Origin of the sequence: Coleofasciculus sp. LEGE 07092, assembly GCF_015207375.1 — a bacterium.
Classification (GTDB): domain Bacteria; phylum Cyanobacteriota; class Cyanobacteriia; order Cyanobacteriales; family Coleofasciculaceae; genus LEGE-07092.
In genome coordinates, this window is record NZ_JADEWY010000109.1 from 1 (window position 1) to 23351 (window position 23351).

At 47.1% G+C, this 23351-nt stretch carries 20 protein-coding genes and 2 pseudogenes; 11 read left to right on the forward strand and 11 right to left on the reverse strand.

Annotated features, from left to right (window positions below):
- The 3 genes from IQ257_RS22300 to IQ257_RS22310 form a co-directional block, all read left to right on the forward strand.
- Nucleotides 1-646, forward strand: a 646-nt coding sequence (locus IQ257_RS22300) for a CbiX/SirB N-terminal domain-containing protein (protein ID WP_322744437.1), incomplete at its 5' end; no start/stop codon positions are given.
- Nucleotides 647-719: 73 nt separating this feature from the next.
- Entirely contained in the window at nt 720-1013 is a 294-nt protein-coding gene (gene sipA / locus IQ257_RS22305; RefSeq protein WP_193873599.1) for a regulatory protein SipA, read from the forward strand.
- 285 nt (nt 1014-1298) lie between these two features.
- A complete protein-coding gene (locus tag IQ257_RS22310; RefSeq protein ID WP_193873620.1) occupies nt 1299-2378 on the forward strand; it encodes an MraY family glycosyltransferase in 1080 nt (359 codons plus the stop codon).
- Nucleotides 2379-2440: 62 nt separating this feature from the next.
- Here IQ257_RS22310 and IQ257_RS22315 read toward each other — a convergent pair.
- Nucleotides 2441-2716, reverse strand: a pseudogene (locus IQ257_RS22315) (hypothetical protein); the annotation flags it as partial.
- 17 nt (nt 2717-2733) lie between these two features.
- On the reverse strand, nt 2734-3420 hold the full coding sequence (locus IQ257_RS22320; protein WP_193873601.1) for a DUF938 domain-containing protein: 687 nt from the start codon (nt 3418-3420) through the stop codon (nt 2734-2736).
- Between the two features lie 449 nt (nt 3421-3869).
- Here IQ257_RS22320 and IQ257_RS22325 point away from each other — a divergent pair, with 449 nt between their 5' ends.
- From IQ257_RS22325 to IQ257_RS22335, 3 genes are all read left to right on the forward strand, one after another.
- Nucleotides 3870-4841, forward strand: coding sequence for a choice-of-anchor A family protein (locus tag IQ257_RS22325; RefSeq protein ID WP_193873621.1), 972 nt, complete (start codon nt 3870-3872; stop codon nt 4839-4841).
- A 251-nt stretch (nt 4842-5092) separates the two neighbouring features.
- Nucleotides 5093-5770, forward strand: coding sequence for a 5'/3'-nucleotidase SurE (gene surE / locus IQ257_RS22330; protein ID WP_193873602.1), 678 nt, complete (start codon nt 5093-5095; stop codon nt 5768-5770).
- Nucleotides 5771-5967: 197 nt separating this feature from the next.
- On the forward strand, nt 5968-8541 hold the full coding sequence (locus IQ257_RS22335) for an ATP-binding protein (RefSeq protein ID WP_193873603.1): 2574 nt from the start codon (nt 5968-5970) through the stop codon (nt 8539-8541).
- Between the two features lie 82 nt (nt 8542-8623).
- On the opposite strand, the gene IQ257_RS22340 is transcribed toward IQ257_RS22335, so the two are convergent.
- Nucleotides 8624-9838 (reverse strand): PEP-CTERM sorting domain-containing protein, encoded by a 1215-nt coding sequence (locus IQ257_RS22340; protein ID WP_193873604.1) that lies wholly within the window; start codon nt 9836-9838, stop codon nt 8624-8626.
- Between the two features lie 217 nt (nt 9839-10055).
- Here IQ257_RS22340 and IQ257_RS22345 point away from each other — a divergent pair, with 217 nt between their 5' ends.
- Complete coding sequence (locus IQ257_RS22345) at nt 10056-11459, forward strand: GTP-binding protein (protein ID WP_193873605.1); 1404 nt, start codon at nt 10056-10058, stop codon at nt 11457-11459.
- A gap of 36 nt (nt 11460-11495) precedes the next feature.
- Here the strand turns inward: IQ257_RS22345 and IQ257_RS22350 are convergent, their stop codons facing one another.
- The gene (locus IQ257_RS22350; RefSeq protein ID WP_193873606.1) at nt 11496-12422 is read right to left on the reverse strand and encodes a transposase; all 927 of its coding nucleotides are present in this window, start codon (nt 12420-12422) and stop codon (nt 11496-11498) included.
- 26 nt (nt 12423-12448) lie between these two features.
- On the opposite strand from IQ257_RS22350, the gene tnpA reads away from it, so the two are divergent.
- Nucleotides 12449-12868 carry an IS200/IS605 family transposase gene (tnpA, locus tag IQ257_RS22355; protein ID WP_193873607.1) on the forward strand — a complete coding sequence of 140 codons (420 nt, stop codon included), beginning with the start codon at nt 12449-12451 and terminating at the stop codon, nt 12866-12868.
- Here tnpA and IQ257_RS22360 read toward each other — a convergent pair.
- The 3 genes and pseudogenes from IQ257_RS22360 to IQ257_RS22370 form a co-directional block, all read right to left on the reverse strand.
- Entirely contained in the window at nt 12831-13166 is a 336-nt protein-coding gene (locus tag IQ257_RS22360) for a leucine-rich repeat domain-containing protein (protein ID WP_193873608.1), read from the reverse strand. The two genes, tnpA and IQ257_RS22360, sit on opposite strands and share 38 nt — an antisense overlap.
- Before the next feature lie 103 nt (nt 13167-13269).
- Nucleotides 13270-13437 (reverse strand): annotated as a pseudogene (locus IQ257_RS31645) (DUF433 domain-containing protein); the annotation flags it as partial.
- Between the two features lie 209 nt (nt 13438-13646).
- Entirely contained in the window at nt 13647-14507 is an 861-nt protein-coding gene (locus tag IQ257_RS22370; RefSeq protein ID WP_193873609.1) for a TlyA family RNA methyltransferase, read from the reverse strand.
- Nucleotides 14508-14619: 112 nt separating this feature from the next.
- Here IQ257_RS22370 and IQ257_RS22375 point away from each other — a divergent pair, with 112 nt between their 5' ends.
- Nucleotides 14620-17154, forward strand: a complete 2535-nt coding sequence (locus IQ257_RS22375) for a sigma 54-interacting transcriptional regulator (RefSeq protein ID WP_193873610.1) — start codon at nt 14620-14622, stop codon at nt 17152-17154.
- A gap of 347 nt (nt 17155-17501) precedes the next feature.
- Nucleotides 17502-17957, forward strand: a complete 456-nt coding sequence (locus IQ257_RS22380) for a hypothetical protein (protein WP_193873611.1) — start codon at nt 17502-17504, stop codon at nt 17955-17957.
- A 51-nt stretch (nt 17958-18008) separates the two neighbouring features.
- On the opposite strand, the gene IQ257_RS22385 is transcribed toward IQ257_RS22380, so the two are convergent.
- Nucleotides 18009-19286, reverse strand: coding sequence for a hypothetical protein (locus IQ257_RS22385; protein ID WP_193873612.1), 1278 nt, complete (start codon nt 19284-19286; stop codon nt 18009-18011).
- A gap of 333 nt (nt 19287-19619) precedes the next feature.
- Here IQ257_RS22385 and IQ257_RS22390 point away from each other — a divergent pair, with 333 nt between their 5' ends.
- Nucleotides 19620-20981: a UDP-N-acetylmuramoyl-tripeptide--D-alanyl-D-alanine ligase gene (locus IQ257_RS22390; RefSeq protein WP_193873613.1), complete on the forward strand. Its 1362-nt coding sequence runs from the start codon at nt 19620-19622 to the stop codon at nt 20979-20981.
- 7 nt (nt 20982-20988) lie between these two features.
- Here the strand turns inward: IQ257_RS22390 and IQ257_RS22395 are convergent, their stop codons facing one another.
- The 3 genes from IQ257_RS22395 to IQ257_RS22405 all read right to left on the reverse strand — a co-directional run bounded on the left by IQ257_RS22395 (nt 20989) and on the right by IQ257_RS22405 (nt 23213).
- Nucleotides 20989-21828 (reverse strand): phytanoyl-CoA dioxygenase family protein, encoded by an 840-nt coding sequence (locus tag IQ257_RS22395; protein WP_193873614.1) that lies wholly within the window; start codon nt 21826-21828, stop codon nt 20989-20991.
- 533 nt (nt 21829-22361) lie between these two features.
- On the reverse strand, nt 22362-22523 hold the full coding sequence (locus IQ257_RS22400) for a ribbon-helix-helix domain-containing protein (protein WP_193873615.1): 162 nt from the start codon (nt 22521-22523) through the stop codon (nt 22362-22364).
- Nucleotides 22524-22952: 429 nt separating this feature from the next.
- Nucleotides 22953-23213, reverse strand: a complete 261-nt coding sequence (locus IQ257_RS22405) for a hypothetical protein (protein WP_193873616.1) — start codon at nt 23211-23213, stop codon at nt 22953-22955.
- Nucleotides 23214-23351: the final 138 nt, after the last annotated feature.

Consider the following 23351-nt stretch of genomic DNA (forward strand, 5'->3'; position numbering starts at 1 on the left):
GAGCGGGGGAGCACAGGAGCACAGGAGCGGGGGAGCACAGGAGCGGGGGAGCTGGGGAGAATCCCGAATTCTCAATTCGCCATTGGCAATTCCCAATCGCAATGAAACTGTACTATTAGTGGTTGGTCGGGGTTCGAGCGACCCTGATGCCAATAGTGATGTTTACAAAATGGCTCGTCTGCTGTGGGAAGGCAGCGGCTACCAAACCGTTGAAACGTGCTTTATCGGTATTACCCATCCCCGCTTGGAAGAAGGTTTCCGTCGCGCTAGACTCTACCAGCCCAAGCGAATTATCGTACTGCCGTACTTCCTTTTTACTGGGGTTCTGGTGAAAAAGATTTTTGACGTTACTGCCCAGCAGCAGGAGCAGTATCCAGATATCTCCATGACCTGTCTGGCAGAAATGGGAATTCAACCCGAACTGCTATCGGTTCTGCGAGAGCGAGAAATTGAGACTCAGCTCGGACAGGTGCAGATGAACTGCGAGATGTGCAAGTTTCGGCGGCAAGCGGTTGGTAATGCTGCTAGTCACGACCATAACCACAGTAATGGACATCATCACCACACTCACGGTCATTCTCACCCAGCTCCAGATCCATATGCGGATGTAGAAGAATACCACCAGCGAATTTGGCAAGCGCCTTAATTTAAAGTTATTGGTTATTCGTTCTTTGTCTTAAGCTAATGACAAGGGATGAATGACCAATGACTGATAATGTATGTCTAAAGAATTTAAAGTTGGCGATCGCGTTCGAGTAATTGCTCTTCCTCGTTATGTCAAGACGGCTGAACCGATGCCGATGCTGCGTCCCCCGGATGTCATTCGTATCGGGGAAGAAGGTGTAGTGCTTGATCGACGTCCGGGAGGTTATTGGGGCGTTCGTTTTGCGAAGGGAGCGTTTCTGATGGATAGCCAGTATCTTGAAGCGGTAGAAACTGAAGAATATGCTGGGGAAGAGGGCGAACAGCTCTCAGAATCCTTCTCACATTCAGAATCGCCAACCCAGCAGTAGGCTATTGCACTGGTGCTGAAAACTAATCATGCAGTTTTCGCTGTTTGTCTCTCATGACAGGGAAGGATGACATAAGGGAATTGCGATCGCACCAATCAATCTGTTGGGCTTTGCCAGATTTGTAGCAGTTTCCAACTCGTTGCAATAACCCGGATAGATACAACAGCACCTGGTAAGTACTAGTATATCTGGAGCAAAGCAAGATGTTCCTATAGTCCTCAAGCCGATTGATTCGTATACTGTTGAGGCTAGTAATTATTGGCAGTCTGAGCGTGAATTGTGGAGATAAATTTGTACGGCTTCCTACAGTCTCTCGGCATTGCTGACCCTAGTGGCACCGGCTGGCTAGCGGTGATATTCACCTTTGGGTTGGCTTGGACAGTGACTTGGCGTTTTATTCCAGCAGTACGCTCCTTTGCTTTGCGAGTGGGGTGGGCAGACGAACCCAACTCACGGCGGCTCAACCAAGAACCCTTACCCAATGCGGGGGGTTTGGCAATCTATGCCGGAGTCGTTGCGGCTCTCGTGCTGGCTACCCTGCTCAGACCAATTGTAATCGAAGGGGTCTTAGCTCAAGTCCTAACTATTTTGCTGGGCGGCTCAATATTAGTGCTGGTTGGCTTTATAGATGACCAATTTGGCTTACCCCCCTACATTCGCTTATTTACTCAAACCATCACTGCCCTGTTGCTGATTGCTAGCGATATCCGCATTGAGACTCCTTTTGGCACTCCCATCGATCCCATATTTTCTATAGTGCTAACCTGGCTTTGGGTTGTAGGAATTACCAATGCCGTTAATTTAATGGATGGCATGGACGGTTTAGCAGGCGGAATCAGCTACATTACATCCATGAGCTTGTTAGCCGTTTCTGCGCAATTTGAAACAAGGGCGGCGGCAACATTACTCCTCGCAGCACTGGGAGGGGCAGCGTTAGGCTTTTTGCGGCACAATTTCCACCCATCACGAATTATTATGGGGGATGCTGGAGCTTATTTTTTCGGCTACGTGCTGGCGGCTACCAGTATCTTGGGCAATCTTAAAGTAACGACTGTTTTTGCTATAGTCCCGCCAGCATCTTTTTTATTATTGCCGGTATTGGACACTACTCAGGTTTTTGTACGACGGCTATTGGCAGGCAAAAATCCCCTCAGTACCCCTGGCAAAGACCACTTGCACCACCGCTTGCTGGCGTGCGGATTATCTCAGCGGCACGCGGCACTAACGCTTTGGACAATTACATTAGTGTCCAATGGGTTGGCGATGAAATTGCAAGGCATGACCTCGGTAGTCGTTCAGGTAACTCTTGCTAGCATTGTTGTTCTTCTCGGTTTTACGATTTTACAACGAATCCGGTCAAATTAGGTGAACTACTTGTATGTTGAATCATTCAGGATTTTAGGAGATTGCTGTAGAGTTCTTCTAATTCAACTACCCCAACTTACTCCGCTTCGCCATAAGGCTCCACTTCGTTGAAGTTGGGGATCGTATCTATCGAAAGAGCGCTGTTCCGAATACCTCGAAAGGCGTTCGGCTTTACCTTCATCCGACGACACATCAGTACTTCGGCTTCGCTCAGTGCTAGGGACGGCTGAAAGACGCCCCGTACTCTCCTAGTCTTGCCGAGAGAGCAGCACTCTAAGTGCAACATTCCTAGCTCCTACCAAATCAGCATGAAGGATATAACCACACTGCTGACACACTTTCGTAAGCTAAACGCTTACTCTCTTTGAGGATGGGGATTCCCGCGAACTTGTTGAAATACTACTGAAAGATTGTTGGCTGGCATCTGATAAGCTTCTACCAAGGTTAGGTTTTGTGCTGATGCGACTGTCAGAACATCGTCTAAATCACGCACGCCCCAGTCTGGATTTGAGGCACGTAGCGATTCATCAAAAGCGGCATTACTGGGTGAAGTATGCTGTCCGCTTTGTTTAAACGGACCGTACAAGTAGAGAATTCCGCCCGATGGAAGGATGCGATTTGCACCTGCCATAAGACCAAGGCACGCCTCCCAAGGGGCAATGTGGATCATATTGATACTAACAATGGCGACTAGGGGTGAAGTTTCAAAGTCCCCATAGTTTAACCATTCAGGGGATGCGCCTTTCTCCACAGACCAAACGGGCGTACAAACGTTGAGTGCAAGCGGTGGATAAAGATTGTCGGCAGGTTGGTGAGTGCGCCATGCAGCAATACTGGCAAGCATCTGCGGGTTGGAGTCCGAGGGCAGCCATTTTCGTGGACTGAGGCGCGGGGCAAAAAAAACTGCATGTTCCCCCGTTCCGCTGGCTACTTCTAAAACGGTGCCACTTGCAGGGAGTACGCGACGCAGAACCTCAAGAATAGGTTCACGATTGCGTTGGGTTGCTGGTGCGTGTTGTCGCAAATCTTCAGGTGGACTCATTTTAATCTCGAAGAATACAGGTAAGTATCTGTAAACAAGGTGTCTACAGCAGTTCCCAACCTAGTGAGGTACATTGAGTTTTCTTACCTACTCCCTACTCCTTGAATTCCAGGAAGTAGGGAGTAGGGAGTGGGGAGTAGGACTGTACCTGATGTCAGTGAGAACCGCTATACCACGTTTTGAACTTATGAATCATTAGAACTACTATATTTCGTTAATGGTAGCAAACTTTATTAAAATCTCATAAAACTGATCCGGTTGATGAAGAGTTGATGATGTTGGTTTGTAGCTAATGACATTCAGAATACTCCTGAATAGGATGGTAGTTAACTAAACTCAGTTTGGTGTAAAGCTGAAGAAAGCAGATAGGTCAAACAACGTTGATTAATTAGGCTTTTAAACTTACATCAAACTTGGCTAAAATCACCCACTTTCCCCTTACTTCAGATATGCAAACTCAAACCTTATTCAATCTCGGCAAGTTGCTCGCTCCCTTATCGATAGCAGCAACTATGGTACTGAGCTTATCGAACCAGGCAAGTGCAATTTCTTTAGGAGCTGCTTCCGATTACAACCTATTCATTTTAGGAGATGTAACCCAGAGTAATACAGATTCTGAAGGGAAAGTAGCGATTGCTGGAAATGTAGAATTTTCAAATTTCTACGTCGGTATGAGCTTACCCACATCGGGTGACAATGGTGATGTTTTAATTGTTGGTGAGAATTTAAACTTTTCAGGGGGAACCGTTCAAGGTAATGCTGTCTACGGTGGACAAGCCAATATCTCCAACGTGACGTTTAACAACAATGGCACCCTTCGCCAAGATACTCCCATTGACTTTAATAGAGCTAAACAAGAACTGCAAGGACTGTCTACCTATCTGGGAGGATTAACGGCGAATGGAGAAACAACAATTGCTTCTGGCGGAATCAATTTAAGCGGTTTAGATGCCAATTTGAACATTTTTAATCTAGACGCCTCTGATTTAAGCGGCGCTAGTAGTTTCAATATCGATGTTACCCAAGGTTCTACTGCTATCGTCAACATTAGAGGTACATCAGCCACGCTGCAAAACTTTGGTTTCAATATCAATGGCAATCCGGAGAACGAGCAGAGACAAAAAATCATCTACAACTTTTTTGAAGCCGATAGTTTAACTGCCAGTGGTATAGGAATTCAAGGCAGTGTTTTAGCACCTTGGGCTAATTTTAACTTCGATAATGCCCAAGTTAACGGTAACGTGATTACTGCTTCACTGACAGGACAAGGACAGTCTAACAACTACCTGTTCAATGGCAACTTACCTGATCCGACACCCGAAGTCCCAGCCTCGGTTCCCGAACCCGCTACCCTAGCCGGTTTAGGATTAGTGGCGGCTGCTGGAATTGCATCTCGCCGTCAGCGCAAGCAGAAAGGCTAATACAAAGGATTGAGTTAGTTAACCTGATTAAGCTTTTCTACAGACAGACTTGAGAACGCTTAAGAGGGTAAAACGGTTAAAAAAATCCCCGACTTCAGGCAATAGGTCGGGGATTTTTATTTTTCTACCTCGAACATTAAGGAATTATTGCTATAGATAAAAACGATAATTCCGGTTTAACAGAGGCAAAACCTGTTATCTGACTAGGATAGTATTTATGTTTTTTAGACCAATATCGACCGGGCTAACTTATGACTTTGATTCTCACCAATGACGACGGGATTGACGCTCCTGGCATCCGCGCACTTCACAAGGCGGTGAACGGCAAAGCTGCGATTGTCGCTCCTAAAGATCACCTATCCGGCTGTGGTCATCAAGTCACTACCAACCAACCTATTTACCTGCAACGCCGCTCGGATGTTGAATATGTAGTTGCGGGTACTCCTGTAGACTGCACTCGACTCGCTATTACACAATTATTTGCAAATGTCAAGTGGGTATTGTCGGGTATCAATGCTGGAGGCAACATGGGCGTTGATGTGTACATCTCCGGCACCGTCGCCGCCGTGCGAGAAGCCGCTATGCACGGCATCCCCGGCATTGCTATCTCTCACTGGATCAGACGCCCCCTCGTCGTCGATTGGGATATTGCTGCCCATTTGACAGCCCGTGTTTTGGCAGACTTACTTGATCGCCCTACACCTCCCGGCACCTTCTGGAACGTCAATCTACCCCATCTTGAACCCAATTCCCCCGATCCAGAAATCGTATTCTGTCAACCCAGCACCCAACCTTTACCCGTTAACTACCGAGTTGAAGGCGATCGCTATTACTATATTGGCGACTATGCAAAACGCGATCGCACCCCCGGCACCGATGTCGATGTTTGCTTCTCTGGTAACATTGCCGTTACTCAAATCCGACTGTAGTGGGGAATAGGGAATAGGGAGTGGGGAGTGGGGAGGAAAATTCAATGTACCTGAAAACGCTAGAAAACGCTATAGAATCTCAGAACAGTCTGAACTGCTGAACTCCTAAACTTCTGTATTCTTCTGGTTTATTGTAGGAGGAGGTCACATCCCTTGACCTATCCGAGCGCAATCTTTAGGCTTGAGCTAACACTCCTATGAAGCCAGCTATCCGGATTGACACATTGCAGTGGTTCGTGGGCATCTACGTCGCAATCCGGGGCGTGTTGATGCTCATGGTGCCGCATCAGCTTAGTTCTTCTGTCTTCATACCCATCCAACCCTACTTTCCCTGGTTGGGAACAGTACAGGTGTTGGGAGGAACTGCGCTCATTGCCGTTGCTACCCTCTTGCCACGACGACGGCTGGTTGTCATTGCCGCTCACTTTGTCGCTGCCATCGCCCTACTACAGGCTGCATTCGGACACATACTCTCCCAAACTTGGACGGGAGCTATGGGTTTCATTATCTTAGGGTTGGGTACTGCGATCGCTCCCTTTCTACCTCATCCGCGATTGGCTTTGCCCGTGTGGGAAATTCAATCCTACTACCCCAAAATCAGAAGCACCGACCTCTTCGCACTCCTAATGGGAGCCAGAATTGCTGTCGATGGTTTCATTTTCCTCACACCATTCAGCCAGCAGTTTAGCAAACCCCTGTACGATTCCATTCGAGCCTATCTGCCGATCTACGGTATAGCCCATTTAGGTGTTGGCATAGCCCTACTCGCTGTTCAACTCAACCCCAACCTGCCCCGCAAAGCATTTTACCTCGCCCATCTATTAGCGGGTGCCGTGTGCTGGGCGTGGACGTTTGGTATGGGCATACCAACCTGGAATTCTTTCCTCTACTTTGGTGGACTGGGTACGCTGGTTGCGCTGTTACCCTGGCTCAGTCCGCGCTTGCGCCGTCTCGATCCAGCCGCCTTACGAACCCGGTTAGCTGTAGTTTTGGTCGGAATCGTAACGCTGCCCCTACTCTTCACCGTGGTGATGGTTACATTTCAGGAGGAGCAAGTCGTACTTGATCAAGACGTGAACCTCCAACAAACTCTGGCTACGGCATTAGCTCAAGATATTGCCAGCTATGTGGGTCTGCACCGCGCCGCAACGGTTGCCCTTGCCTCACAGCTTAATCTTACAAGCCTTACATCCTCCGAGCAACGTGACCTGCTCCAAACATTCAACCAAGCTTATCCCGATATTATCGTGTTTGCCACCTTTGATGCTGCCGGAAGTGCGATCGCACGCAGCGATAACCTGCCCCTAAGTCCATCCGTAGCAGAACTGCCAGGATTTGACACGGCACGCCGCACCGGCAAGCCTACCGTCACGATTCGCATGGGACGAGTGCTAAAGCGACCCATTTTCGAGTTTACCGTACCCATACGCACGTCTGACGCTCAGTTTGCTGGGATAGCAACAGGAGCCATTGAATCAACCCGCATCGCTAAACAGCTTGCCCAAACCAGCGTCAATACCAACATGATTGCTTATTTAGTAGATGGCAAAGGACGGGTTATTGCCTATCCTGACGCGGTACTTGTTGCATCCTTTCCGGATTATTCTCAAGTGCCGCCTGTTGCTGCCCTAATTGCCAGCAGGGATACCGCCGGTGGACTCCGATACCAGGGACAGTCAGGTACACAGCTCGCGGGTTACGCACGGGTGTCAGAGTTGGGATGGGGCGTGGTTATTGAGCGTCCTGCCACGGATTCCTTAACGGGTGTGCGTCTAAGACGGAATCGAGACTTTTGGGTGCTGGTGGTAGTCGCAACGGCAGTAATGGCAATTGGAGTAGGGATTGCACGGCAACTGACTGAACCCCTCACAACGTTGGCTCACGCAGCGGATCGGTTGGCAACCGGTGATGCCGGAGCACCTATGCCGAGAAGTCGGCTCACAGAAGTTGCCCATTTGTCTGCCGCCTTCGCGTCTATGCGCGATCGCTTGCACCGACGCACCGCAGAGCGTGACAAAGCTGAAGCAGCAATCCGGCAGCTCAATGAGAATCTCGAACAACGGGTTGAGGAGCGCACTGCTCAACTCGAAGCCGCGAATAAAGAACTAGAATCGTTCTCCTATTCGGTTTCCCACGATTTACGCGCCCCACTTCGTCATATCAGTGGGTTCGGAGATTTACTCCAAAAACGGGCGGGAGCAGCCCTTGATGAAACGAGTCTGCGGTATCTCAACACTATTGCCCAAACTGCAACACAGGCAGGAAAAATGGTGGATGATTTGCTGGCATTTTCCCGGTTAGGGCGTACCCATATGCGCTACACTCCCATCAATATGAATCAACTGGTGCAAGAGGTACAACGTGATTTGGAATTGGAGACAAAAGGGCGTGAAATCTATTGGCAAGTTCAACACTTACCTCAAGTAGAAGGTGACTTTTCCCTAATACGGCAAGTCTTCTACAACCTGCTGACGAATGCCGTGAAATACACCTGTTCGCGCCCCCAAACTGAGATTGCAATCGGCAGTACCGATACCGAACATGAGGTTATATTCTGGGTGCGCGATAACGGTGTCGGATTCGATATGCGCTATGCAGATAAACTCTTTGGTGTATTTCAACGCCTCCACAGTGCTGAACAGTTTGAAGGCAATGGCATTGGGTTAGCGAACGTCTGGCGGATTGTTCAGCGGCATGGGGGTCGAACTTGGGCAGAAGGTGAGATAGACAAAGGGGCAACGTTTTATTTTTCATTACCCAAGCGTCTGTAGGCTTGGAGTACTATCAATACTGCTCACGGCGTGGCAATCAGAAATTAATCAGCCTGTTCTTTGTGAATTGTAAGTGGTAGTCTTACTCGTTTTGCGTGGTTTTCTGTTGCCGTTTTGAACAGTTTCGTTTGAATAATGCTCCAAATCCTAAAGCGGTAGCTGACCCCAGAATGGTCAGGGGTTCGGGGACTGGCGTCGAGTCAGACTCAGGCGTTAATAAGACAGGACGGGCTGTACCGTTAATCAAGCCTATCCCCACAATTTGCCCGACATCATTAATATCTTGAGCAACAATGAGTTTCCAGCCCGAATCAGCGGTAATCAGATTGTTAAGGTCAATCATGATGCCGTTTTCCCAGATAAAGGGTTTACCTTCTACGGAACCACCTCTGTTGCCGTAGGTAAGCCCGACTACTTGACCGACATTATTGATGCCGTATGCTGCACTATTAGAAAGATTGTCCAGCGTACCCAAATCCGTCATCGTGCCGTCTTGCCACAGAAAGGCGTGGAGATTAAAAAGACTCTCGCCAACAGGGTTTACATAACCAACTACCTGTCCAGAGTCGTTGATATCAAGAGCAGTACTACTCGAACCGCCTAGTGTTCCTAAATCGGTGATCATGCCGTTTTCCCACAGGAAAGCGTGCTTACTTCCACTGCTTGTTTCTGCACGACCGACTATCTGACCAGAATCATTAATTCTCACCGCTACACTGGTGCTACCCCCTAAAGTACCAAGGTCAGTTACCACGCCATCTTGCCAGAGAAAGGCACGTTCTTCACCGCTCTTATTCTCTACCGAACCGACAACCTGACCCCTATTGTTGATGCCGAATGCCGAACTACTTACACCACCGAACGTCCCCAGGTCAGTCATCGTGCCATTTTCCCAGAGAAAAGCATGAGAAGGGTAATCAAAGCCGAAGAAATCTGGTGAGTTAACCTCTGATCGACCAACTATCTGCCCAGAGTCATTGATATCAAAGGCTTCACTATCGAAACCGTCTAAATTTGCTAAATTGCCAAGGTTATTGATCAGGCTGTTTTCCCAGAGAAAGGCACGTCCATCCTCAACAAAAGGAAACAATCCACTATTGCCAGGGTTTAACAATCCACTACTACCAACAATTTGACTAGTCTCGTTAATTGCGATGGGAATAGGACCGATACCGAATGTACCCAGGTCAGTGACTGTATACAGGGATGCCGCCTCAGCAGGCTGAAAAGCAGTCAATCCCAGCACTGTTGCAGTTGCTAGTCCAAACGTGCCAATTTTATGAGCGGTAGTCTGCATTACTATTTCTTAATGGTTGAAGTCTTGATTATTGCTTACGATCTTAACTCACACAGGTGAAATTGCTTCTCAGTCTTTTGCCACTCCAGGTAACAGTAGTGTGGTTTTCTATCTTCTGAAAACAGACAAGGTAGAGTTGCGACTCAGTAGCAACTGAAACATCCCCAACACTGGTTAGATCAAAATAGATCTGTAGCCTATTGTTTCCCATCGAACCTTGAATCAATCCTCCTCACCCCAATCAACCCGCAACCAACAGCAAGATACTCACTTCAACCGCACCCGCGCCAGTTTGCGGCAAGCGTTGTCTTGGTACAGTAACCTACGCCGCCACCGTAACCACCCCTCGGATGTGGAATTGCAAGCAGCGCTGCGTAACGAACTGGAGGTATTAAAGTTTACCCTTGACAAACTAGACCAAGGTGTGGTTAGAATTGCCGCCTTCGGTTTGGTCAGTCGCGGCAAGTCAGCCGTTGTTAATGCGTTACTGGGACAGAAAATTCTGGAAACGGGTCCGTTGCACGGCGTTACCCAATGGCCCCGATCGGTACGCTGGACTCTTGGCGGTGAGGGGAAAGTGCAGGTTGAGTTGATTGATACTCCTGGATTGGATGAAATTCAGGGGGAGGCACGGGCGCAGATGGCGCGGCAGGTGGCATCGCAAGCGGATTTAATTTTATTTGTGGTGGCAGGTGACATTACTCGCACTGAGTATCAGGCACTTTGCAAACTGCGGAAAAGCCAAAAACCGATTATTCTGGTATTTAACAAAATTGACCTCTATCCAGAACAAGACCGAGACGCTATTTACCGACAGTTACTGCAACTAGGCACTGGCAGTTCCCGCGATCGCCACTTGCAAGCTATGCTATCTCCAGAGGAAATTGTCATGGTTGCGGCTGAACCTGCCCGCCTGCAAGTGCGGGTTGAATTTCCCGATGGGAAGGTGACGTATGAATGGGAAACACCGCCGCCACAGGTGGATGAGTTGAAGCAGAAAATTTTCACCCTACTCAATCGGGAAGGGCGATCGCTTTTAGCCCTGAACGCCCTCTTTCAAGCTCGGAATGCCCAAGCTAGCATTGCCCAAAAAACCCTGGCGCTGCGTCAAAGCGAAGCGGAAGATTTAATTTGGCGCTTTACTAAGTACAAAGCCCTAGTAGTGGCAGTTAATCCTATCGGCTTGCTGGATACTGTGGGGGGTACAGTCGCTGACTTGCTGCTGATTCGTTCCCTATCCCGACTCTACGGTTTGCCGATGACGGGTTATGAAGCGGGAAAGCTGTGGCGTAAGATTTTAATCAGTTCAGGTGGTTTGCTGCTGGGTGAACTGGGGAGTAGTGCGCTATTAGGGTTGGGGAAGAGTGCCTCGGCGGTTGCCAGTACGGTGGATAGTGTCGGGGGTTTAACGGCTTATGCGGGGACAGCCGTTGCCCAAGCAGGGATTGCTGGTTACGGTTCTTATACCGTTGGGCATGCAGCACGAGTTTATTTGGAACAAGGCTGCACTTGGGGACCCCTCGGACCGAGTACCGTCATTCAAGAGATTCTCAATCAGATGGAACCGGATACCATTCTCTATCGCCTGCGGCAGGAGTTGGGACAACAATTGGATACATGAAGCTCCTCCACCTGAAGAGCGCGAGGTGGAGGTGTCTTATGCTAACTTGGGATCGTTAGAGTTCCACAAGTCACACAAACAAGCCCAGCTTCGAGGCAAGCGTCCAGGATTTTTACTGGAACACTTCTCGTTGTCCTTTCGGCGAACGAGCTTAAGGATTCCTCTGGCGGCGATGTTCATGCTACCATTTACGATGACTTGGCTATTGAACTGTTTGGCAATCTTGACGATTTGCCTAGAAGTAATGTGAGCAATTTGTTGGTTAATATTTCGACATTTTCGAGCGGTAGTATTAATCCCTAGGTCTACGGCAACTACATTCTCTAGTGATTGTCGTTTTTCGGGGTGACACTCAAAGGGTACAGATAGATGACAGGTGTTGTTTTTGACCACCAACTGAGGAGACAGCATTTTGTTGCTGTCAAACGTATGGCGTTCTCTTAGCCCTGTTATCTGAACTGTTGTCCAGATCCAATCTTTTCCAGTAAAAACCTTAATTTCTATTTGACTTATCCCTTGCAGTTTGTAGCACTGTCCCTTGTACAAAGAAGGGTAACATCCTGCATCGGGATTCAGGATAGGAGGTTTAGCGTCACGACGACTACGAATACCAGATTGCCAATCTAGATATCGAGTCATGTAACTACTAACTTGCCCAACCACAAAAGCAATTGCCGCTCTGCGGTAGTAGGAAGGGAACTTGTAAAAGCAGGTATTAATCTGCGGATACTTAATGAAGTGGTTCTGCGCTGTAGAGTGCATTAACCGCTCAACAGCCGGAACCACTTCATTACTGGATAAACCGCCCAGTTTGTCCCAATGGGTAAAAACAATACTCGTCAAAAATCTACAAAACCGACGATACACCTTAACCGTTTCCTCGAACAGGATTTTCTGCTCAGAAGTTGGGTTAAGTTGCCATTTGTCGGTGCGGATGATTTTCGACGGGTTTTTTACTATCATGGCACTACTCTATCACAGTGCAACACATGGCGTCAAAGCTTAGGAAATTCTCTTACACCGTTGCATCGATAAAGATACACATTGTTTTTGTTACCAAATACAGGCATGATGTTATACATGGTGACATAGAGAAGGAGATCATCAGAATCTGCCAAGGTATTTGCCAAAAAAATGACTGTATCCTTGAAGAGGCTAAAGCAGACTTAGGCAAAAACGACCATATTCACCTTTTGATTGACTTAGCTCCCAAGGTGTCTATCTCTGTTTTGTGTAATACCCTGAAGACAGTAACAAGTCGTGAAATCAGGAAGCACTACGCCGAAGAACTCAAGCCCTATTACTGGAAACCTGTCTTCTGGAAGCGTGGGTTTAGCGTTGTTTCTGCTGGCGGTGCTTCCCTCGATGTGCTTAAGAAGTATATCGAGAATCAAGGCTACGATGATTAGTTGCCGCCGCTCCTTGACCCCCACCTCGCGCAGCAGGTGGGGGAATGCGTCGCTCATTTTTGGTCAATTGGTTGCCGGAGAGGTCAAGCTCTTGCAACTGGGTGAGAGATGCGATCGCCTCTGGCCGTGCCGTTAATTTGTTGAAGGAGAGGTAAAGCCCTTGCAACTGGGTGAGAGCTGCGATCGCCTCTGGCACCTCAGTTAGTTCCATGCCGCTAAGATCGAGTTCCGTTGCTCCCGCTTGCCGTGCTGCTTCGATGCGCTGTTCGGCTTCCCGATATGCCTCATCTCGTGCCATTGCCCACTCCTGTTTGTTCGCTCAGTCCTCTACAGACTCAGTTATAACTTCAATCTCTGCTAAACTTTGAAGCTATCGTAGCGATCACCAAAGCCAAACCGTATAATGTCCATACGGGGATGCGCGTGTTGCGAATGCGGGGTTGTCCGCCACACACCCCTGCCGTAACTTGGATCGTCTTGCTGCTTAACCGCTCAAACAGCAAGGTGCTTTCCTATGGGGTGAGAGATTCGATAATCTGCACTAATGAATCGACCAGTCGCGTGTTCATAGGTTTTTACTCAGGCAGCTTTTTCAACCCTAACTGCCGTTCACCCAGAAGGCTCCAAGTGTATCAAAAAAGGCTCCCTTTTATACCAAATGGGTTTGAATTTGGCACATATTCTCTCTTGCTCCCCCCTTGTTAAGGGGGGCTGGGGGGGTTCCAGATGTGCCATTGGAAAAGCCAATTGGTATTACCTTTTCCCTTTCCAGAAGTCCCTAACTCTTCCCCGGAAAATGAGAGACGGCTGACTGAGTAATTTCTTGAATGGCAGCTAAATCAGGCGGCTGGGCTTGACTATCCATTCCCAACCAGAGAAGATATTCGATATTACCAGCAGGACCCGTAATTGGCGACCAACTTAAGCCTCGATATGCCCAGCCTAGATTTTGGGCAGCTTGTAAGATGTGTGCGATCGCATCAGCTTGATCTTTAGGGTCGCGCACTACTCCCTTTTTGCCAACCCGTTCTCGCCCCACCTCAAACTGCGGCTTCACCAGCAACACCACCTCGCGGGGGGCTTGTAGCAGGTTCCATAACGGCTCCAAAATTTTAGTCAAGGAAATAAACGATACATCTACAACACCCAAATCAGCATAAACTCCCTCTATCTCCCCCTCTTGATAAGGGGGGGTTGGGGGAGGTAATTCCCCATACAAATCAGTAGGTTGCAGATAGCGCAGATTTGTGCGTTCTTTTAAAATAACCCGTTCATCATTCCGCAGACTCCAAGCCACTTGTCCGTAGCCAACATCAACACCATAAACAAGTTTTGCCCCCGCTTGCAGCAAGCAGTCGGTAAAACCCCCCGTAGAAATGCCACCATCTAGGCAAATACGCCCTTCTACAGAAATCCCAAACTCCTCTAAGGCTTTGACTAACTTTTCACCACCTCTGGAAACGTAAGGGGATTTCTCCTTAACCTCAATTTCTGCGGTTGTTTCTATCTCTGTTCCGGGTTTATCGACGACTTGCTGATTCACCCGCACTTCTCCAGCACGAATGAACCGTTGTGCCTGCTGTCGGGAAGTGCAGAAATTGCGGTCTACTAATAAGGTATCGAGTCGTTGTTTCGCCAAATTACCGTATTTATATAGAATTTCCTATTTAAGTGAGGTCTATCTAGTTTTCTTACCTACTCCACTGTTGATTAAAGAGATAATTGACTTAACTTGTAGTGGAGAGCAGACAATGACGTTTCCAGACTGGGTGACTTGGCTGCGAGAACGAACAGCCTTCAGCATTTTATCGGAGGACGTACTCAATGCGATCGCGCAAGTCATGGAAGAGCGAATAGTACCAGCCAACCAGCGCCTAGTACTGGAAGATACACCTGTGGAGTCTCTCTACATTCTCCAACAAGGGCGTATCGAAGGCGATCGCACTAGTCAAATCGGTTCCCTTTGGGGAGTGAGTTGGCTACCTGGGGCTGTCATTCATTTACAAGAAATATTACTGAATCAACCTGCTCAGAGAACCATTGTAACTCTCACCGACTGTCACCTGTTGACTGTCCCGGTTGAACGGTTTCAGGAACTCGTCCAACAATACCCCGAAATTTCCCAGGCATTCTCACCCCAACTCGCTCAGGATTTGGCAAAGCTATCCTCTGAACTCAGTTACGAGCAAGAACGTCAAACGGCGTTACGTCCCTATTTAGTCAGCAAAGCCAAACGTGGGATTATCGGCAGAACCCGTTATGCTGTGCGACTGCGACAGCAAATTAAAAAAGCCACGGAAGACCGTAAGTCTGTGATGATTTTCGGTGAACCTGGACTGGAAAAAGACAATACAGCAACTCTAATTCATTTTGGTTCCCCCTCTCGGCGCGAACCCATCATTAAAATCGATTGTAGTACCGTGCAAGCCAGTGGTGCGGAACTATTGGGTCGTGAGGGAGGTAAACCCGGACTGATTGAATCCCTGACAACTGGTACATTGATTTTGAATAACGTTGATGAACTGCCCCCAGAGTTAATGCCTCAGTTGGCAACTCTCCTAGAAACAGGCACATATTTACCCGTTAGCCGTTCAGAAGCCCAACCCGCAGAGCCGAAACTGTGCAGCGCTCGGGTTATCATGATTTCCGAAAAAGCCCTGCCTACTATCAAGCCCCTAGTCGGTCATTTCATTAAAGTTCCCCCATTACGGGTGCGAAAAGGTGACTTGGGCGACCAAATGAACTACTACATCAGTCTCTTGTGTCGAGCGAAAGGGATTAATAAACCCAAAGTCACCCCCGAAGCCCTGCGCCAGTTACAAGCCTATGATTTTCCGGGCAACTTAAGAGAGTTGCAAAATCTAGTAGAACGGGCAATTGTCCAGTCGGACTGCGCCAAAGAACTGACTGAAGAACTGGTTTGGCCCTCCCAAAGCAAGAAAAAACAATTCCGGTTCAATCTCTTAAATGCCTACCCCCAACTACGACGATTTTTAAGAAGTGACTGGTGGCCCGACCGAATTAACTACGGTTTTACCTTAAGCTTCTTTACCCTAGTTGTCATCGTCGGATTTATCGGACCCCAAAACCGCCAGGAAAACTTTACCCTAAATATGTTCTGGGCATGGTGGTGGCCCCTGGTTCTCATTAGCTTTCCCTTCGTCGGACGCCTCTGGTGTGCGGTTTGTCCGTTTATGATTTATGGGGAAGTCACCCAGAAGCTATCCCTGTGGCTTTTTCCTCGCCAGCTCAAGCCCTGGCCCCGGCAGTTGGCAGAACAGTGGGGAGGCTGGTTTTTGTTTGGCTTATTTGTCTTGATTTTCTTATGGGAAGAACTCTGGGATTTAGAAAATACTGCTTACCTCTCCGCTTGTTTACTTTTGTTGATTACGGCTGGGGCGATGATTTGCTCGGCAATTTTCGAGCGTCGGTTTTGGTGTCGGTATTTATGTCCCATTGGAGGCATGAATGGTTTGTTTGCCAAGCTGTCGATGACAGAGTTGAGGGCACAGCAGGGAACCTGTTCAGCCGAATGCACGACCTATCAATGTTATAAGGGGGGACCGCAAAAAGGAGAAGGGATGGAAACCAATGGCTGTCCTTTATATTCTCATCCAGCACAGCTACAAGACAACCGGGATTGCGTGCTGTGTATGACTTGTCTCAAAGCCTGTCCCCACCGTTCTGTAGAATTTAACTTGCGTCCGCCGGGAATTGAGCTGTGGACTACTCACAGCCCTCGCAGTTATGAGGTAGCGTTATTGCTGTTGTTACTGGGTGGAGTGTTCCTACACCGCTTGCCGGAGTTAAACGAGCAACTCAATTTGCAGCTCGATTTGACTCAATTTTGGACTCATTTTGGGTTTTCTCTGACAGCGTTGAGCCTCCCAGCCGCTATCCCCTTACTGGCTTATGGCGGAATGCAGTTAGTTCACCGCCTTATTCACAATCCCAAACCGCGACCCTTTGTTCAACTCGCTTATGGGTTTTTGCCATTGGTGTTAGCGGGTAATCTGGCGCACTATTTACGGTTGGGTTTAACTGAAGGCGGACGCATTTTGCCTGTGACGTTTGCCACCTTTGGGTTGAGTGGTGAAGGATTACCCGTTTTGGTGGCTCACCCGGCGGTGATTGCGTTTTTGCAAGGCGTAACGCTAATTGCTGGGGCACTGCTGACGGTAGTACTCACTCAAAAAATAGCAGGTCAGTCTGTGCGATCGCTCGTTTTGCAACATTTCGCAGCAGTAGTGCTAGGTGTGAGTCTTTGGGTAATTATAGTCGGTTAAGCGAATACCTGAGTGTAAGAGCGATCGCACCTTTCCCATCAAATCCGGTTAATTAGCCACACTATACGATAAATAAAAACCCTGTAGAGACGTTGCATGCAACGTCTCTACAAAGGTGTGCATTCAACCGGATTTGATATCAGTTGCCAATTGCATCGTTAGCCTCATGCTGGTGCCATCAGTCTGTTGCCACCGCTTATATCACAAAATCATTTTTTTGTCAAAACGCCGTTGGTGTTTTTTTGCCAGTTAACTCTGATTAGAGTATCCGAGGAAACTCCTAGTCCCATCTTCTCAACCCTAGGGAAGAGAGGGGGTAGGGGGCAATTCTCTAACTAGGAGCATCTATGAAGCATAGTGACTGGCTTCGCATTACCAATGAGGGCGAAAATCTCTGTGTAGTTCTTAGGCAGCAGGGTTATCAATGCATCAAACAAGTCCGTCGCCTATCTTGGCAGGTGAGCAAAGGAGGTGAGACTTATCTGTTGATTTACTTACCCGCGCCGGTGGGGGGTTGGACAGTGTTACCCAATAATGGTAGTCCAGCCAGAGCACAGCTCATGTCAATTTTGCAAAATTCGTTCAGAAAGAATGAGTTGGAAACGGTTGTGAGTCATCCGGGAATTCGACAACTAGATGACTGGGGGCGTCCTTGGGCAATTGTCCGACTTTTGAGTAATGCCCAACGCTATACTGTAGCGCGTTTTTACAACCGTCAAGATGCTGATGACCACCAAAGAACGTTGAGCCGTTTTATGCCCGGGGCTGAGTTTGTGGTGATTTTTGACCCTTGTGATGATTAGAGCCTGGATGTAGAGGCGTTGAATGTAACGTCTCTACAGGCTTTGAGGATGTTACATAATCTGACTCAAGCAAGAAACGTCAGCCGCTCCAAAATGAATACTAAACGCCACATTCAAATTTTCCAAGGAGGTGACCAACCACGGTACACCATCTCGGGTTGATGATTCGTAGTGGTTGAACAAAATAGAAAATCGCTTTTCCAAATAAGGCTTGACCTTGCGACACAGTAGTACAATTTTGAGTAACAAAAGTGTTGTCACTGTTGCGCCCAAATTGGTCATCAAATCCACAAAAACAAAGTGCTTAGGTCGCTGGGGACTTTCCACCACTAAAAAGTTCAATAGCTGACTGCACGTTCGTAAAATTAGAAATTCGCTTGGCTTTTGGGAATCGCTTTGAGGTAAGGTATTGTTGAGATGATCGTGCAGTCGAGAGTTAAACTGGCGTTTGCCGAAGGCTGGATCGATTGAAGAGGTCAAGTACTCGTACAAATCATCCTTAAAATCTTTGTAACGAGGGGTATGACTGGTATGGGTGAGGAAGTTTTGGGCAATATCCCGACAGGTTTGGGTACCCTGCACTTTACCCACAAACTGCTTGAGGGAAACGCCCAACTCGCGATCGCTCAAAAGCGTAGGATTTTTTACCGGTACGATAGTTCTGGGCGGCGTGTCTTTAGAACTGTTGCGGATGGATTGGGCACACCGCACCTGATACGTGACATACTGAGACAAATCCAGTTCAAACCGTCGCTGAACCCGCGCTTGAACCTGCCGCACCGTCTGCTGATGTTCGTAGCTGCTGTCTTCACTCAGCAGGCAATGTTCGTACAAGTAAGGATAGCGCTGAATCAGCGTTCCTACTTCCTTAGAACCACTGCCGTCTGTGGCGTCGCTCATCACCTGAGCTAAACGGCGTAGGGTTAGATATTGATCGGTTTCGATGAACTGTTCGACTAACTGTCGCAGACGCTTTGCACCGCGAGAGTGAACCCTCCCCTGAGATGGAAGATTCTCGAACATCGCCACCAACTCGGGAATAGCTCCTTGCAGTTGAGGTTGTACCTGCCAACGATTGATCAGGATATGACAGCAACGATTCAGAATATACTTGAATTCTTGCTCGGATTGCTTGTCCACTGCCAGCTTTTCCAGCGCCATCCAGACTTGCGGCTCTGTATATCTAGAGCCATCTAGGAACAGTTGCTGAAAACGCTCGATCATCTGAGTGGGAGACTCCACCTGTACGCAGTAGAGTAAATGATCGTAAAGCTGCTGCTCTTCTAAGTTAGTTTGTCGAATACCAGAGTCTGTCCAACAAGTAGTCACTTCAGTGAAGCCCCCCTACGTAAAAACGCTGCGGGCTGATGAATATAGGTCGCCTCGATACGATTTAAACTCCAATTTAACATCCCCTTCTTTGACAGTTACACCAACTCTCATGGGTTTTACGTTTATTACCCTGCCTAAAAGAGAATTCTCAACCACTTCTTAAACCGTAGAAATATGCGCTCTCTATTTAACATCATAATCGACTTAGCTTCAATAGCGATCCGTAGATTTGCGGTTTAATTGTAAAGATTCAGTGAAGTAACGGTTCTAACCTCCCTCTATTATGTATTGTGAACCCTTATTCCAGCAAAGCATAACACAGATAGACTTATGCCTTGTCAGCTCCCTGTGAGTCAATTAATTGATGTTCTCTGTGCCACCCCACTCGATCTATCGGATGAAGTCGCAGCCGCAGTTTTCAGCGGTGTTACCACCGATACCCGCAACATTAAACCCGGTCAAATTTTTTTGGCATTGCGGGGAGAAACCTTTGACGGGCATGATTATGGGAGAGTGGCGATTGAAAAAGGCGCACTCGCCGTGGTTGCCGAACCTTGCCAGGGCAACAAGCTTGAGGGAGTACCGCAACTCCAAGTAAACGATACCCTACAGGCATACCAGCAACTGGCAAGATGGTGGCGCAACCAATTTGATATCCCAGTTATTGCTGTCACGGGTTCTGCGGGTAAAACAACGACGAAGGAATTAATAGCTGCTGTCTTGTCTACCCAAGGAAACGTCCTCAAAACCCATGCCAACTATAACAACGAAATCGGTGTACCCAAAACACTGCTGGAATTAAGTCCCGAACATGACTTTGCAGTTATTGAAATGGCGATGCGGGGTTCAGGGCAGATTGCCCTATTAACCCAGATAGCTCGTCCGACAATAGGGGTGATTACTAATGTGGGTACAGCTCATATTGGGCTTTTGGGTTCAAAGGAAGCAATAGCTAAAGCCAAGTGCGAGTTATTAGCCGAAATGCCAGCCACTAGTGTGGCTGTTCTCAATCACGACAACTCACTTTTAATCGAAACCGCTGCTACAGTTTGGCAGGGAGAAACTTTAACCGTTGGCTTAGAAAGTGGCGATTTACAGGGGCAGCTTGTTAATCTACAAACCCTGGTTGTTGAGGGAATATCGTTACCTGTGCCGCTGATAGGTTCTCACAACGCCCAAAATTATTTGGCAGCGCTAGCTGTTGCTAAAGTTTTGGGGATTGATTGGACACCCTTGACGGAGGGTTTATCTGTTCAGATGCCAGCAGGGCGATCGCAGCGCTATGAATTATCTAACGATATCATCATTCTGGATGAAACCTACAATGCTGGGTTAGAATCAACGATCGCTGCTTTGCATTTATTGGTTGAAACACCTGGAAAGCGTCATATTGCTGTGCTTGGGGCGATGAAGGAGTTGGGAGAGCGATCGCCTGAACTCCATCAACAAGTAGGACATACAGCAGAACAGCTAAATCTGGATGCCTTGCTTATTACCGTTGATGACTCGGAAGCCAATGCGATCGCTACTGGCGTGCGTTCGGTGCCAACGGAATGTTTCACCAGTCATGAAGCATTAATCAAGCGTCTTTTGGAATTCGTACAACCCGGCGATCGGATACTGTTTAAAGCCTCGCGTTCCATTGGTTTGGATCGGGTTGTGCATCAGTTTCGGGAGTCCATGTCTGGCTAATGTTTCCCTAAGACTTGGCAACAAATTTGATTTCTAAGGTTAGGCGATCGTTACTGCTCGGAGATATAAGTTTGTGGAAGCAACGCCCATCTTCCACAAACCCAAAACCCGCTTTTCCACAAATAGGAACGATATTGTTGTAGCCGTAGTAGTCGGTAATTTCTTGAGTCGAACAGGCTTTACTCGCAAAGCGATGAGAAAGCTTCTTCTTGACATGACTACCCCGGACACAGACGTGGGGGTTACTACACAAGTCTACATCCGTTAAATAAAAGACGAATTTCAAACAACGAGCATCTTTTAACTCCTGACGGAACATCTGAACGGCTCGCCGTCGCTCATATACAGTTGACTCTACCGCAAAACTCCACCAAAGCTGGCTTTCTGTATAGACAGATTCGGTTTTCAAATAGTTAGCTGCAATTTGTAACAAATTAGAGTCATTTTCTAGGGTTTTAATTGCTGGACAGTGCAAAGCCGCATCGTCATAAATCCCTCTATTATTTAGGGCTTTTTGCAGGTGAGTGTTTGTTTCTTTTTTGTTGGTAGTATAGTAATGGTGATGAGTTGTTTGATTGCTAGAACAAGGCACCCGCATAGCAAAATCTTTAATTTCTTGTGTGACAGTTTGAGGCAAGTTCAGATCTAGGGTAAATCCTTGGCTTTTAAGTGAACTGGTCGTTTCATCAATATTGATAGATTCAAAAACAGAATACCTATTACTTATATTATAATTAATATTGGCAATAGGCTGATAAACATATCGTCTTGTTTTCAATCTCGACCATTCTTTTCTAATTAACCAAGAAGGATTCTTCAGAAAAAATGTCATTCCATTATAAATCATGAATTAATTCCTAAAAGTAATCGTAAAAATTGCATCCACCAACTTATTCTAAATCTCTAATTTTAATCCGGAGATTTGGTCTTCTCCGTTCAAATACTAGACTCTTAGAAATCTTCTTTAAGAATTAGACAAATTTTCGGTAAACCCTGGTGTAAATACTGATAAATCACTGCGGCGATGAATTCACTAATTTCTAAACCTCAGTCAGATGCCTTCAATCAGTTGAAACCTGTTGAAATTGCGCAGTAGTTTATAAGTGTTATAGTACCTAATCTTTGGCTATAAAGACAGAAGACTGACCCAAGTTTTACTCAGTCTTTAAATAAGCCTTTATTTTTGAAGAGTTTATAAAGGTTTAGTAAACTTACAACCATAAAAATTACTCTATCACTGGAGAAAAAACCAAAGGGTTAAAAGCCCAATAAATAAGTAGGAGGATAGTCATTTGTTACTATCCAAACAATCAAAACCCGCCCTCCTGCTGCCTGCTAGATGAGAGCGGATAGTGTAAACCATGGATGGTTGCGGTTGAATTAGTTGGACTTGTTTTGTTTGTGTTGGCGCTCTTTAACAGCTTGAGTTAACAAGTAAGTTGCTAGACTACTCAATGACCGACTTTCTTCTTCCGCCCATTGTTCTAACGCCTTCTGGATTTCTTCTGGTAAATAAGCAGTAACCCGCCCTTTTAGTTTCATCAGCCCTACGTCTTAATGCTTCAACATATTTTATTATATACCTTTACGGAGTTTATTGCTTAATCTAGCAACATTATAGCGTAAAATAAAGTGATTTGTGGCATTGTACTTGACTAACCCTTTCAACAAGAGTCAGTACTCATTTGAAGCTAAAAATCCAAATTGTTTGGTATAAAGAGATGGTAATAGGCTGGCGGCGTAGCCTAACAGTTATCAACTTGTTTCAACTCGTCTTGCTTTTCACCACTTCTGAACTACTCATCATGCCACAATCCGCCCCATAGAAACTCGCCCAATAGGAGGATGCCGGTGTCATTGCTGCCTTATTCACTTCAGTTTCTAAACCCAGAGGTATGACTGCTTATGGAGGTAGTACAAGCTTTCTTTTGTTGTACCTTGTGCCTTCTGAGTTCTGTCTTCTTGTACTAATCAACTTTTTTCACGCTTGGAGATGAAGTCTTCCTCTTCTAAGCGAATGATTAAGTCAATTAGGAATCGAGCGTAGCGAATCGTGTCAGTCAGACCTCTCTCTGTGACTGGATAGCAATAGCGGGCAAAGTTTTCATCGGGGTGCTTCCACTGTAGCCACAGCCGTTTGTCAATAATTTTCGTACTGATCAACCAATTTCGATATCGAATCGGTGTCAGTAACAAGCTGATATTGGGATTGTCTTCGGCTGGTTTATCCACAATATCCAATGGAAGGACAGAGCCTTGTTGCTCTTTTTCTCCAGTGACTTCTTTTTTAAGATACTCTAACTTTGTTCAATCTAGTTAAGATTCTAAAAAGCTATCCTGGCTTAGTGGGAGTAGGGGACTTTAAGGGGG